Source organism: Streptomyces sp. NRRL F-5727 (assembly GCF_000719555.1).
Classification (GTDB): Bacteria; Actinomycetota; Actinomycetes; order Streptomycetales; family Streptomycetaceae; genus Streptomyces.
This window is the reverse complement of the sequence record NZ_JOGX01000018.1, coordinates 16420-28633: the sequence shown is the minus strand read 5'-3', so window position 1 is coordinate 28633 and position 12214 is coordinate 16420. Positions and strand designations below refer to the sequence as shown.

The window sequence follows — 12214 nt, the reverse complement described above, 5'->3', positions numbered from 1 at the left end:
TGGTGGACGCCCCCCTGGCCATCCCCGCCCTCGCCGACGCGACCGAACTCTCCTGCGACGTCCTCGTCATCGGCGGCGGAACCGCCGGCACCATGGCCGCGCTGACCGCGGCAGAGCGCGGTGCGCGCGTGCTGCTGCTGGAGAAGGCCCACGTACGGCACTCCGGCGCGCTGGCCATGGGCATGGACGGGGTCAACAACGCGGTCGTTCCGGGCCGCGCCGAGCCCGACGACTACGTCGCCGAGATCACCCGCGCCAACGACGGCATCGTGGACCAGTCCACGGTCCGGCAGACCGCGACCCGGGGCTTCGCGATGGTCCAGCGGCTGGAGTCGTACGGGGTGAAGTTCGAGAAGGACGAGCACGGCGAGTACGCGGTCCGCCAGGTCCACCGGTCGGGCTCGTACGTGCTGCCGATGCCGGAGGGGAAGGACGTCAAGAAGGTCCTCTACCGGCAGCTGCGACGACGCGAGATGCGCGAGCGGATCCGCATCGAGAACCGGGTCATGCCGGTCCGGGTGCTCACCCACCCGGACGACGGCCGGGCCATCGGCGCGGCCGGCTTCCACACCCGCACCGGCGAGTTCGTCACCGTCCGGGCGGGCGCGGTGATTCTGGCCACCGGGCCGTGCGGCCGGCTCGGACTGCCCGCCTCCGGCTACCTGTACGGGACGTACGAGAACCCCACCAACGCGGGCGACGGATACGCCATGGCCTACCACGCCGGAGCCGCGCTCACCGGCATCGAGTGCTTCCAGATCAACCCGCTGATCAAGGACTACAACGGGCCCGCCTGCGCGTACGTCGCCAACCCGTTCGGCGGGTACCAGGTGAACCGGCACGGCGAGCGGTTCGTGGAGTCGGACTACTGGTCGGGGCAGATGATGGCCGAGTTCGCCGCCGAGCTCGCCTCCGACCGCGCCCCGGTCTACCTCAAGCTCAGTCATCTGCCGGAGGAGACCATCGCCTCCGTCGAATCGATCCTGCACACGACGGAGCGGCCCACCCGCGGCACCTTCCACGAGGGCCGGGGCCACGACTACCGCACCCACGACATCGAGATGCACATCTCGGAGATCGGGCTGTGCGGCGGGCACTCCGCCTCCGGCGTGCGGGTGGACGCGCACGCCCGCACCACGGTGCCCCGCCTGTACGCGGCCGGTGACCTGGCCTGCGTGCCGCACAACTACATGATCGGCGCGTTCGTCTTCGGCGACCTGGCCGGCGAGGACGCCGCGCGGTACCGAACGTACGAGGGGGAGCTGCCCCGGACCCAGCTGGCCGCCGCCCACGAGCTCGTCTACCGGCCGCTGCGCCATCCCGACGGGCCGCCGCAGCCGCAGGTGGAGTACAAGCTGCGCCGGTTCGTCAACGACTACGTGGCGCCGCCGAAGACGGGTGCGAAGCTGTCCCTGGCGGTGGAGGCGTTCACCCGGATGTCCGAGGAGATCGCCGGGATGGGGGCGCGCACGGCACACGAACTGATGCGGTGCGCCGAGGTGAGCTTCATCCGGGACTGCGCGGAGATGGCCGCCCGGTCCTCGCTGGCCCGCACCGAGTCCCGTTGGGGCCTCTACCACGAGCGGCTGGATCACACCGCGCGCGACGACGCCCGCTGGCTGTACCACCTCGACCTGCGCAAGTCGCCCACCGGCGCGATGGAGTTCACCGCGCGCCCCGTCGAGCCGTACGCGGTCCCGGTGCCGGAGTTCACCCCGGAAGCGGGGCCGGAGCGCAGACTGGGCGAGGTCACGCTGGTGCCGGTGGCCACGGCCGGCCCGCGGGACGCCGCGCCTGCCGCCCGCCCGGCGGCGCCCGCGACGCCGGCCGCGGCTCCGGAGGTGTCCGCGCCCAGCCCTGCCCTGCTCCGTCTCCTCTCCCTCGCCGAGGAGTCCCCCGACCTGGACGCGCTCCGTCCCTACCTGGCGGACGCGGACCCCGTGGTGCGGGCAGCGGCCGTCGCCGCCCTCGGCGAGACGCTTCCGGCCGACGCCGGGCCCGCGCTCGCCGCGTGCCTGCGGGACACCGCACCCCGGGTCCGGGCCGCCGCCGCGGCCACGCTGCGCGAGCTCGTCGAGGTACTGCCCGCCGAACCGGAGCTGGGGGACGGACTGCGGGCGGCCCTGGGCGTCGACGACTCAGGCGTGCGCGCCGCCGCTCTCGACGTGCTGCGGACGCTGCGGCTGGGCGACGCCGGGGTGTATGCGGCCGCGCTCTCCGACGTCGACGTGGACGTCCGCGCCACCGCCGTCCGCGCCCTGGTCTCGGTCGACGCGGTGCCGGAACTGGCGGTGGCCGCCACCGACCCGGCCCGTGAGGTCCGGGTCGCGGTGGCCCGCGGACTCGCGGCCGTGCACGCTCCGGCGCCGGACCCCCTCGCCCCCCTGCTGGACGACCCCGACCCCCTGGTCCGGGCCGCCGCCCTGGGCGCCCTGGCCGCGACCGGATGCCCGCCCGCGTACGCCGCGCGGGCCGCAGCGGCGCTCGCCGACCCCGCATGGCAGGTCCGGGCCGGCGCCGCGACCGCCCTGCGGTCGGCCCTGTCCGCCGAGGCGGTCCCCGCCCTCGCCAAGGCCTCGGCCGATCCGAACGCGGACGTCCGCAAGGCCGCGGTCCTCTCCCTCCTCGCCCACCGCGCCGTCCCCGAAGCCCGCACCGCCCTCGCCGCGGCCACCACCGACCCCGACGCCGACATCCGCGCCTACGCGTCCCGGGCGGCCTCCTGACCGTCACGGGAACGCGGGCGCGCCGTCGCGCCCTTGCGGACCGCCCAGGCGACCGACCGCCGGCCGGCGACCACGCCCCAGCTCGTCCCGATCCTTCCCCGGACACACGGAAGGCCGCCCTCTCACGGATGAGAGAACGGCCTCCGACCTGCTAAAAGCATGGTCGGGACGACAGGATTTGAACCTGCGACCCCTTGACCCCCAGTCAAGTGCGCTACCAAGCTGCGCCACGTCCCGGTGCCCGTTCGCCGCGGGGATTCCCGCGTCGGCGTGCAGGAGAACATTACCTCACTCCGCGGGGCGAGATCACACGCAGGTGGGCGGAAGCGGAGAATGGCGGGATGAGCGGGGAAGCGGGACGGGCGGGACGGGCGGGACGGGCGGGACGGGACCGGGACGCGGAGGGGCGGGCGCGGAGCGCGCGGCCTCGGGACGGGCTCGGGCGGCCGTTGCCGTACGGGGTCGCGGGGGTGGAGCGGCAGCCCGAGGGGGTGGTGCGGGGGCCGGCGGAGACCGTGCGGGAGGCGCAGCGGCTGCTGGACGCGGGGATGCCGTTCCATGCGCACGAGGTGTTCGAGGACGCGTGGAAGTCGGGGCCGGAGGGTGAGCGGGAGCTGTGGCAGGGGCTCGCGCAGCTGGCCGTGGGGCTGACGCACGCCGCCCGGGGGAACGCGACGGGCGGGGCGCGGCTGCTGCGGCGGGGGGCCGGGCGGATCGCCGGGTATGTGGACGACGCCGGCGGGGGCGGCGAGGTGCACGGGGTGGACGTCGCCGGGCTCGTGGCGTGGGCCGGGGAGCTGGCCGGGCGGGTGGAGCGGGCGGGCGGCGGCGCCGGTCTGGACGCCGCCGGCGAGGCGCCGCGGCTGAGCGGCGGTTCCGAGCCGGCTCCCTAGCCGGCCAGTTCGGCCTCCAGGACCGTGGTGTGGCTGGTCTCCGGGTGTGTGGCGGCCGTCAGGAGGGTGATCGTCCGGGTCCGCGCGAGGGTGCGGAGGCGGTCCAGGGAGGCGGCGGCCTCGGGGGCCGCTAGTTCGGCCTCGTAGCGGCGGCGGAACTCGTCGTAGTCGCCTTCGCCGGGGCCGTGGTACCAGCGCCGGAGTTCCGTGGAGGGGGTGAGGTCCTTCGGCCATTCGTCGATGCGGGCGTCGGCCTTGGCGAGGCCGCGCGGCCAGAGGCGGTCGACGAGGACCCTGACCCCGTCGTCGGGGGACGGGGCGTCGTAGACGCGGCGGACGCGGACGTCGGGGGTGGTGGCGGGCATGGTCCCAGGGTGCGGGAGACCGGCGTCCGTCACCCGTCGACGCGCAGGACGGGCAGCAGGACGGCGTCGACGAACGCGCGGGCGGCGGACTCGTCGGGGAAGCGGTCCTCCAGCAGCCGCTCGATGCGGAGCAGACCCATGAAGCCGGGAGCCACGAAGGCGATGGCCGGGTTGTCGGCGGCGACCTCGCCGCGCTCGACGGCGCGCTGCACGACGGCGTCGATGGCGGCGACCTCGGGGGCGATGACGGTCTCGCGCAGGGCGCTGCGCAGTTCGGGGTACTGGAGGTACGCCTGGGCGACGGCCTCCATCAGCTCGGTGTCGCGCTCGTGGCGGGCGGAGGCGATGCGGGCCGCCTCGTGGAGGTCGCCGGCGAGGCTGCCGGTGTCGATGCCGGTGAAGAGCGCGCAGCGGCGGGCGGCGAGGGCGGCGGTGACGAGCTGCGGTTTGGTGCCCCACTGCCGGTAGAGGGTGGCCTTGCCGCACTTGGTGCGGGCCGCGACCCCCTCCATGGTCACCGCGTCGTAGCCGCCTTCCCGCAGGAGGCGGAGCACGGCCTCGTACAGCTCCGCCTCGCGCTCCGGCGTGATCTTGCTGCGGCGGGCGGCGGCTGTGGCGGCCTGCGTGGACATCGGTCGTCCCTCCCGGGTCCCTGAGGGGCTCTGCGCGCATGGGGCGAGAGCGCCCGTTCTCAGCCTTTCTCTGCACTGACGAGAGTAGGGGGCCTTTCCCTGCACATACGAGAGTAAGGGGCGCACAATCGAGACGCAAACGTATCGAGACGCTTGCGTCTCGATGAATTCGGATCTAGAGTTCCTCCGTTTGCTGACTATTTGACCGATTGTCGGAGGGGAAGTGCCGCGCCATGGCTACCCGGATACGCGGGGGACTCGGGCTCCGTCCCGGCTCCCGGGAGGAGGGCGGACGGCCGCCGCTCCTGCGCGAGCTGCTGCTCGTCACCGGGCTCTTCCTCGCCTACAAGGCGGGCCGGCTCGCCGCGAACGGGCATGAGGCCCGCGCCTTCCACAACGCCGACCGCGTGTGGGACGCCGAGCGGGCCCTCCACCTCCCCGGCGAGGGCGCGGTCCAGCACCTCCTGCTGCACGGCGAGCCGCTGATCCGGGTCGCGAACACCTACTACGCGGCCGTGCACTTCCCGGCCACGATCGCCTTCCTCTGCTGGCTGTACTGGCGCCGGCCCGCGCACTACCTGTGGGCGCGGCGGGTCCTGGCGCTCGTCACCGGCGCCGCCCTGGCGCTGCACGTCCTGCTGCCGCTCGCCCCGCCGCGAATGCTCGCCGCCGCCGGCCTGGTGGACACCGCGCGGGTCTACGGCCCGTCCGTGTACGGCGCCGCTCCCGAGGCGGACTCGATGGCGAACCAGTTCGCCGCGATGCCGTCGCTGCACTTCGGCTGGGCGCTGATGGTCGCGGTCGGTCTGATCGCCGCGACCCGCACCCCGCTGCGCTGGTGGTGGCTGCTGCACCCGGCGCTGACGCTGCTCGTGATCGTCGGGACGGCCAACCACTACTGGCTGGACGCCGCCGTCGCCGCGGCGCTGCTGGGGCTCGCACTGCTCGCCGTACCGAAGCCGGCCCGACCGGCCCGACCGGCACCGCCCGCCGAGGCGCCGCCCGCCGAAGTGCCGTCCACCGACGCCCCCGCCGAGCCCGCCGAGCCCGTCACCGTTCCGCGCGCGCGGTCCGCCGCCGGGGTCGTACCGACCGGGGTGCCGCGATGAGCACCGCCGCCGGCACCGTGCTCGCGGTGCTCCTCTCCCTCGTCTCGGCCGCCGGGTACGCGCTCGCCGCCGTCGCCCAGGCCCGGCTCGCCGCCGCCCCCTCCGCGCCCTCGGGGCGCGGGGCGCTGCGGGCGCTGCTGGCGCGCGGTCAGTGGTGGTGGGCCGTGGGGCTCAACGCCGCCGGCGCCCTCGCCCACGTGGCCGCCCTCCACTACGGCCCCCTGACGCTGGTGCAGCCGCTCGGCGCGCTGACCCTCGTGGCGGCGCTGCCGCTGGGCGCGTACACCGCCCGGCGGCGGGTGACCCGCACCGAGTGGCGGGGCGCGCTGTGGACGCTGGCGGGTCTGGTGGGACTGGTCGCGGTCACCGGGCCGGCCGAGCCCGGCGAGGCGCTGAGCCTGCGCGAGTCCCTGGTGGTCGCGGCGGCGACGGCGCTGCTGATCGCGGCGCTCGCGGGGGCCGGGCGGCGGGGAGCGGGCGTACGGGCGGGCGGGCTCGGGCACGCCACGGCCTCCGGGGTGGCGTCCGGCGTCGCGTCGGCGCTCACCCAGACCCTCACCGCCGCGCTGGCGGTGGGCCTGCCCGGCGGGCAGCCGTCCTGGTGGCAGACCGCCCTGCTCGCCGTGCTGATCTCGGCCTTCGCCATGGGCGGGCTGCTGCTCTCGCAGACCGCCTACCGGGGCGGGCTCGCCGCCCCGCTGGCGGTGGTGAACCTGTCGAACCCGGCGGCCGCGGCGGTGATCGGCGTGGCGCTGCTCGGCGAGACGTTCCGCGCGGGCGCCTGGGGCTGGCTGGTCGCCGCCACGGCGGCGCTGGTCGCGGCGCGGGGCGTCGTCCTGCTGACCACGGGCGGCCCGGGGGCGCCGACGGGCGTCGCGGAGGCCGCGCGGCCCGTCCAGGTGCCCGCTCCGTCCGGTCCGGCCGAGCCGGCGGTGGCGGGGCTCGCCGAGTCGCTGGGCGGGGCGCTCGGGCCCGTACCGGAGGCGGAGCCCGCCCGCTGAACCGATCCGCGAGAACCCCCTTTGCGTCACCTTGACGAGAACCGGAGTCCGGTTCTATCGTCGCCATGACGACAAGGGGGTTCTCTCATGGCCGACATCACCCGGCGGGCCGGCTGGCGCCATCTCCGCTCCGCGCCCACCGCCCACATCCGCCACCAGAAGCGCGGCCGGCTCGCCCACGACGGCGCCGGGCTCAGCTTCTGGTTCCGGCCGCTCAGCGCGGCGCTCTCCGAGGTGCCGGTCGACGACCGGGAGCTCGCGATGGCCTTCCACGCCCGCACCGCGGACTTCCAGGACGTGAGCGTGCAGTCCACCGTCACGTACCGGATCGGGGACCCCGCGACCGCCGCCGCCCGGCTCGACTTCTCCATCGACCCCGACACCGGCGCCTGGCGCGGGACCCCGCTGGAGCAGATCGCGACCCTGCTCACCGAGACCGCCCAGCAGCACGCGCTCGACGTGCTCGCCCGGACCTCGCTCGCGCAGGCGCTGGTGGACGGCGTGGCGGCGGTCCGGGACCGGATCACGGACGGGCTCGCCGCCGAGCCGCGGCTGCCGGCGACGGGCATCGAGGTGGTCGCCGTCCGCGTGGTCGCGATCCGCCCCGAGCCCGAGGTCGAGCGGGCCCTGCGGACCCCCGCCCGCGAGCAGATCCAGCAGGAGGCCGACCGGGCCACCTACGAGCGGCGCGCGGTCGCCGTCGAGCGCGAGCGGACGATCGCGGAGAACGAGCTGGCCAGCAAGATCGAGCTGGCCCGACAGGAGGAGCGGCTGGTCGAGCAGCGCGGCACCAACGCGCGCCGGGAGGCGGAGGAGTCCGCCGCCGCCGACGCGGTACGCGCGGAGGCCGAGGCCGTGCGGAAGGTGCGGCTCGCCCGGGCCGAGGCGGAGGCGGCGCGCGAGGTCGGCGAGGCCCGGGCCGCCGCGCAGACGGCCTGGCTCCAGGCGCACGCCGCCGCCGAACCGGCCGTCCTGCACGCCCTCGCCCTCACCCGGGCCGCCGAGCAGCTGCCCAGGATCCAGCACCTCACCCTCACCCCCGACGTCCTCACCGGCCTCCTCGCGAAGCTGGGCGACGGCGGCAGCGGCGGGGCGGGCGCGTGAGCCTCGCCCCGCGGGCGGTCCTCGTGCACCGCAGGACGGAGTACGAGGAGCTGCTCGCCCGGCACGGGACGCACGGCCAGGCCGCGTTCTTCCTGGCGGCGCGCGGCCGCTCCGCCGACGAGGTGCGGGAGCGGCACGAGCGCACCCGGCGGGCGCTCGCGGACGTGGCCGGGGCGGTGCCGCTGACCTGGCGCCAGACCCGGGTGGAACGCGCCGACCTGGACCGGTTCCTGTTCGGCCCCGAGGACGTGGTGGTGGTCGTCGGTCAGGACGGGCTGGTCGCCAACACCGCCAAGTACCTGGCCGGCCAGCCCGTCGTCGGCATCGACGCCGACCCGGGGCGCAACGCGGGCGTGCTGGTCCGGCACCGGCCCTCGGACGCGCGGCGGCTGCTGCCGTACGCGGCGGGGCCGGGCGTCGCGACCGACGAGCTCACCATGGTCGCGGCGGCCACCGACGACGGGCAGCGGCTGCTCGCGCTCAACGAGATCTACGTGGGGCCGCCGGGCCACCAGACCGCCCGCTACACCCTCGGCACGGACACCGGCGACGCCCCGGACGGCGCCGGGCCCGAAGCGCAGGCGTCCTCCGGGGTGCTGGCCGGCACCGGCACAGGGGCCACCGGCTGGCTCCGGTCGCTCTGGCAGCAGCGCTCCAGCGCGCTCGCCCTGCCGGGTCCCGCGGAGCCGCGCCTCGCCTGGTTCGTCCGCGAGGCGTGGCCGTCACCGACCACCGGGACGAGCCGGGTCGAGGGCGTCCTCGGTCCCGCGCAGGGCCTCCGCCTCACCGTCGAGTCCGACCGTCTGGTGGCCTTCGGCGACGGCGTCGAGACCGACGCCCTCGATCTGACCTGGGGCCAGACCGTCCGCCTCGCCGTCGCGGACACCCGCCTCCGGCTGGTGGGCTGAGGCCGCGCGCGGACGATCCGGGGGCGGCCGGAATCGTTCGGCGGGCGCCGGAGGGCGGGCTGAAAAGCGCTACGGTGGGGCGCTTTGACCGATTTGACGTGCGGTGGCGGACCTGTCGTGTGCGGTGGCGGACCTGCCGTACGGCCCGTCGGCGCGTACGGACACCGCCTGCCGGTCCGGACGGGCCCGGGTGCCGCGACGGCCGCCACCCCACCCCGCCTCCCCGAAGGGACGTCCGTGACCACGCTCTCCCCCGCTTCGCTCGTCGTCGCCCGCGCCACCCGTGCCGAGTGGGAACTCGTCCGGGCCTGGGCCGCCGAGGAGGGATGGAACCCCGGACGGGCCGACGGCGACGCCTTCTTCGCGCAGGATCCGGACGGATTCTTCCTCGGGCGGATCGACGGCGAGCCGGCCTCCGCCGTCTCCGTGGTCACCTACGGCGACGCCTACGCCTTCCTCGGCTTCTACCTCGTCCGGCCCGAACTGCGCGGACAGGGCCTCGGGCTGGCCACCTGGCGCGCCGGGCTCGCGCACGCGGGCGCGCGCACGGTGGGGCTCGACGGGGTGCCGGCCCAGCAGGACAACTACCGGCGCTCCGGATTCGTCCTGTCCCATCGCACGGCCCGCTATGTCGGAGAAGTTCCGTCCCCCGAGCGGCCGGTGACCGGAGTCGTACCGGCCGAAACGGTCGATCCGGGACAACTCGCCGCGTACGACTCCGCCTGCCACCACGCCGAACGGCCCCGCTTCCTCTCCGCCTGGCTGTCGACCCCGGGGCACCGCGCCCTGGCCCGGGTGGTCGACGGCCGGCTGACCGGGTACGGCGTCGTCCGGCCCTCGCAGGACGAGGCGCGCGTCGGGCCGCTGTTCGCGGACGGCCCGGCGGACGCGGCGGCGCTGCTCGACGCGCTCGCCGAGGCGGCCCGGGAGTTCGGCGCGCGGTCGATCGCCGTCGACATGCCCGAGACCAACCCGGCGGCGGCCCGGCTCGCGGAGGAGCGCGGACTCACGCCGACCTTCGAGACGGCCCGGATGTACACCGGCCCGGTGCGACCGGTCGCGGCGGACCGCGTCTTCGGCGTCACGACCCTCGAACTCGGCTGAGGGCCGCCTCTTCCGGACACCCCGCGACCCCGGACCCTTTCCGACCCGCTCCAAACCCCGGGCGCCCCTCGGGCGTCCGCAGGTGCGCCGGCGTGCCCGTGAGCGGGTCGGATCCGGCCACTTCCGCCTCCCGGAACGGTCGCGCGCGCCTTCCCGCGTACCCCGCGCGCACTTCGCCGGGCCCCCCGTCCCCGGCCTGCGGGGGGACCCCCTCCCCACCCCCGCGGGGTGACAAGGGTTTTCCCCGTATCGCGTTCACCTCCCCGTTCCCTACTGTCCTCCGCACCGGCGGATAACATCCCCCACATCGCACCTGACAGGTGCATGCGGGGAGATCACCGCCGGGGACGGCCTTGACCCGGGCCGTCGGCGCCGGTGGCGGCGCACGGGCCCCCCAGCCCAGGGACCACGGACGCGACCCCACTTCGCCCCGCGACTCCCGCGCCGCCGCCACTGCTCCGCACCTACGTCGTACTTGAAAGGGCCAGCCACTTTGAACGGTTCCAGGCGGAGAGTCATATCCGTGGTCGCCACCGCCGCGATCATCGGTGCCGCAGCCACCACCACCGGGGCGTTCGCCGCCGCCCCGGCCGCACCCACCCCGAAGCCGGCCCCGGCTTCGCAGGCGATGCGGGCGCTCCCCAGCGCCCCGGTCGAGAAGGTCATCGTCACCTACAAGAGCCAGGCCGCCGAGGCCGGTTCCAACGCGGCCGCGAAGACCGACGCCGCCGAGAAGGCCGCCAAGACGGGCGAGGAGCTCGCCTTCGAGCGCCGTCTCGCCGGCGGCGCCGCCCTGGTCGACCTGGGTGACTCGGCGACCTCGCAGGACGTGAACGAGGTCATGGCCGCCTTCCGCGCCGACCCGTCCGTCGCCACCGTCGAGCCGGACATCCGCGCCTACGCGATGGCCGTCACGCCGAACGACACCGACTACGCCAAGCAGTGGGACCTCTTCGAGGCCACCGGCGGCATGAACGTTCCCTCTGCCTGGGACAAGACGACCGGCTCCGGCGTCACCGTCGCCGTCATCGACACCGGCTACGCGGCCCACACGGACCTCGCGTCCAACGTGGTCTCCGGCTACGACTTCATCTCCACCTCCGCCGACGCCCGCGACGGCAACGGCCGCGACGCGGACGCCAAGGACGAGGGCGACTGGAACGCCACCGACGGCGAGTGCGGCACCGGCTCCAAGGCGTCGAGCTCCTCCTGGCACGGCACCCACGTGGCCGGCACCATCGGCGCCGTCACGAACAACACCAAGGGCATCGCGGGCATCGCGTACAACGCGAAGATCCAGCCCGTGCGGGTGCTCGGCAAGTGCGGCGGCTCGTCCTCCGACATCGCCGACGCCATCACCTGGGCCTCCGGCGGCACCGTCCCGGGCGTCCCGGCCAACCCGACGCCGGCCAAGGTCATCAACCTGAGCCTCGGCGGCGCCAGCTCCTCCTGCCCGAGCGTCTACCAGACCGCGATCAACGGCGCCGTCTCGCGCGGTACCACCGTCGTCGTCGCCGCGGGCAACAGCAACGCCAACACCTCCGGCTTCACGCCGGCGAACTGCTCGAACGTCATCACCGTGGCGTCGACCAACCGCGCCGGCTCCCGGTCGTACTACTCCAACTACGGCACCCTCGTGGACGTGTCCGCCCCCGGCGGCGAGACCCGCAACGCCACGGACACGCCCGGCACCGTCACCACCCCCGAGAACGCGATCTACTCCACGCTGAACTCGGGCACGACGACCCAGTCGACGGAGAACTACAAGCCCTACCAGGGCACCTCCATGGCCGCGCCGCACATCGCCGGCCTCGCCGCCCTCCTGAAGTCGGCCAAGAGCACCCTCACCCCGGCCGAGATCGAGTCGGCGATCAAGACCAACGCCCGCCCGCTGCCCGGCACCTGCTCCGGCGGCTGCGGCACCGGCATCGCCGACGCGGCCAAGACCGTGGACGCGGTCACCGGCGGCACCACCCAGCCCGGCACCGTCTTCACCAACGCCGACAACGTGACGATCTCCGACAACACCACCGTGTCGTCCTCGATCGCCGTCACCGGCCGCACCGGCAACGCCCCCGCCGCCCTCAAGGTCGGCGTGGACATCAAGCACACCTGGCGCGGGGACCTGGTCATCGACCTGATCGCCCCCGACGGCACGGTGCGCAACCTGAAGACGTCCTCCTCCTCGGACAGCGCCGACAACGTCCTCACGACGTACACGGTCGACGCCTCCAGCGAGGTCGCCAACGGCACCTGGAAGCTCCAGGTCCGCGATGTGGCCTCGGGTGACACCGGCTACATCGACTCCTGGTCGCTCACCTTCTGATCCACCGCTCCACCGAGCCAACACCACCCCCCACACCAGCATCACC

Annotated in this window: 10 protein-coding genes and 1 tRNA gene; 8 read left to right on the top strand and 3 right to left on the bottom strand. The window is 75.2% G+C overall.

The window, feature by feature from the left end; genetic code table 11:
• Positions 1-14: 14 nt before the first annotated feature.
• Entirely contained in the window at positions 15-2726 is a 2712-nt protein-coding gene (locus tag IF73_RS0115210; protein ID WP_031007860.1) for a fumarate reductase/succinate dehydrogenase flavoprotein subunit, read from the top strand.
• Between the two features lie 160 nt (positions 2727-2886).
• On the opposite strand, the gene IF73_RS0115200 is transcribed toward IF73_RS0115210, so the two are convergent.
• Positions 2887-2963: transfer RNA gene (locus IF73_RS0115200), tRNA-Pro, on the bottom strand.
• A gap of 104 nt (positions 2964-3067) precedes the next feature.
• On the opposite strand from IF73_RS0115200, the gene IF73_RS0115195 reads away from it, so the two are divergent.
• Complete coding sequence (locus IF73_RS0115195) at positions 3068-3619, top strand: DUF309 domain-containing protein (protein WP_031007859.1); 552 nt, start codon at positions 3068-3070, stop codon at positions 3617-3619.
• Here IF73_RS0115195 and IF73_RS0115190 read toward each other — a convergent pair.
• Both IF73_RS0115190 and IF73_RS0115185 read right to left on the bottom strand, forming a co-directional pair.
• Positions 3616-3984, bottom strand: coding sequence for a DUF488 domain-containing protein (locus tag IF73_RS0115190; RefSeq protein ID WP_031007858.1), 369 nt, complete (start codon positions 3982-3984; stop codon positions 3616-3618). The two genes, IF73_RS0115195 and IF73_RS0115190, sit on opposite strands and share 4 nt — an antisense overlap.
• A 29-nt stretch (positions 3985-4013) precedes the next feature.
• Positions 4014-4616 (bottom strand): TetR/AcrR family transcriptional regulator, encoded by a 603-nt coding sequence (locus IF73_RS0115185; protein ID WP_031007857.1) that lies wholly within the window; start codon positions 4614-4616, stop codon positions 4014-4016.
• 233 nt (positions 4617-4849) lie between these two features.
• Here IF73_RS0115185 and IF73_RS0115180 point away from each other — a divergent pair, with 233 nt between their 5' ends.
• From IF73_RS0115180 to IF73_RS0115155, 6 genes are all read left to right on the top strand, one after another.
• Positions 4850-5725, top strand: coding sequence for a phosphatase PAP2 family protein (locus IF73_RS0115180; RefSeq protein WP_078868068.1), 876 nt, complete (start codon positions 4850-4852; stop codon positions 5723-5725).
• The gene (locus tag IF73_RS0115175; RefSeq protein WP_078868067.1) at positions 5722-6726 is read left to right on the top strand and encodes a DMT family transporter; all 1005 of its coding nucleotides are present in this window, start codon (positions 5722-5724) and stop codon (positions 6724-6726) included. The genes IF73_RS0115180 and IF73_RS0115175 overlap by 4 nt, the downstream gene beginning before the upstream one ends.
• An 87-nt stretch (positions 6727-6813) precedes the next feature.
• Complete coding sequence (locus IF73_RS0115170; RefSeq protein WP_031007851.1) at positions 6814-7830, top strand: SPFH domain-containing protein; 1017 nt, start codon at positions 6814-6816, stop codon at positions 7828-7830.
• On the top strand, positions 7827-8738 hold the full coding sequence (locus IF73_RS0115165; RefSeq protein WP_031007849.1) for an inorganic polyphosphate kinase: 912 nt from the start codon (positions 7827-7829) through the stop codon (positions 8736-8738). Before IF73_RS0115170 ends, IF73_RS0115165 begins: the two co-directional genes overlap by 4 nt.
• A gap of 237 nt (positions 8739-8975) precedes the next feature.
• Positions 8976-9842, top strand: a complete 867-nt coding sequence (locus IF73_RS0115160; RefSeq protein ID WP_031007847.1) for a GNAT family N-acetyltransferase — start codon at positions 8976-8978, stop codon at positions 9840-9842.
• A 628-nt stretch (positions 9843-10470) separates the two neighbouring features.
• On the top strand, positions 10471-12168 hold the full coding sequence (locus IF73_RS0115155) for a S8 family peptidase (protein ID WP_037879279.1): 1698 nt from the start codon (positions 10471-10473) through the stop codon (positions 12166-12168).
• The last annotated feature ends 46 nt before the right edge of the window (positions 12169-12214 follow it).

What these genes read in the sequence shown, in the direction of transcription:
- IF73_RS0115175 (WP_078868067.1), top strand. Translation starts at nt 5,722, where the DNA reads ATGAGCACCGCCGCCGGCACCGTGCTCGCGGTGCTCCTCTCCCTCGTC.
- IF73_RS0115155 (WP_037879279.1), top strand. Translation starts at nt 10,471, where the DNA reads ATGCGGGCGCTCCCCAGCGCCCCGGTCGAGAAGGTCATCGTCACCTAC.
- IF73_RS0115190 (WP_031007858.1), bottom strand. Translation starts at nt 3,984, where the DNA reads ATGCCCGCCACCACCCCCGACGTCCGCGTCCGCCGCGTCTACGACGCC.
- IF73_RS0115180 (WP_078868068.1), top strand. Translation starts at nt 4,850, where the DNA reads ATGGCTACCCGGATACGCGGGGGACTCGGGCTCCGTCCCGGCTCCCGG.
- IF73_RS0115170 (WP_031007851.1), top strand. Translation starts at nt 6,814, where the DNA reads ATGGCCGACATCACCCGGCGGGCCGGCTGGCGCCATCTCCGCTCCGCG.
- IF73_RS0115195 (WP_031007859.1), top strand. Translation starts at nt 3,068, where the DNA reads ATGAGCGGGGAAGCGGGACGGGCGGGACGGGCGGGACGGGCGGGACGG.
- IF73_RS0115185 (WP_031007857.1), bottom strand. Translation starts at nt 4,616, where the DNA reads ATGTCCACGCAGGCCGCCACAGCCGCCGCCCGCCGCAGCAAGATCACG.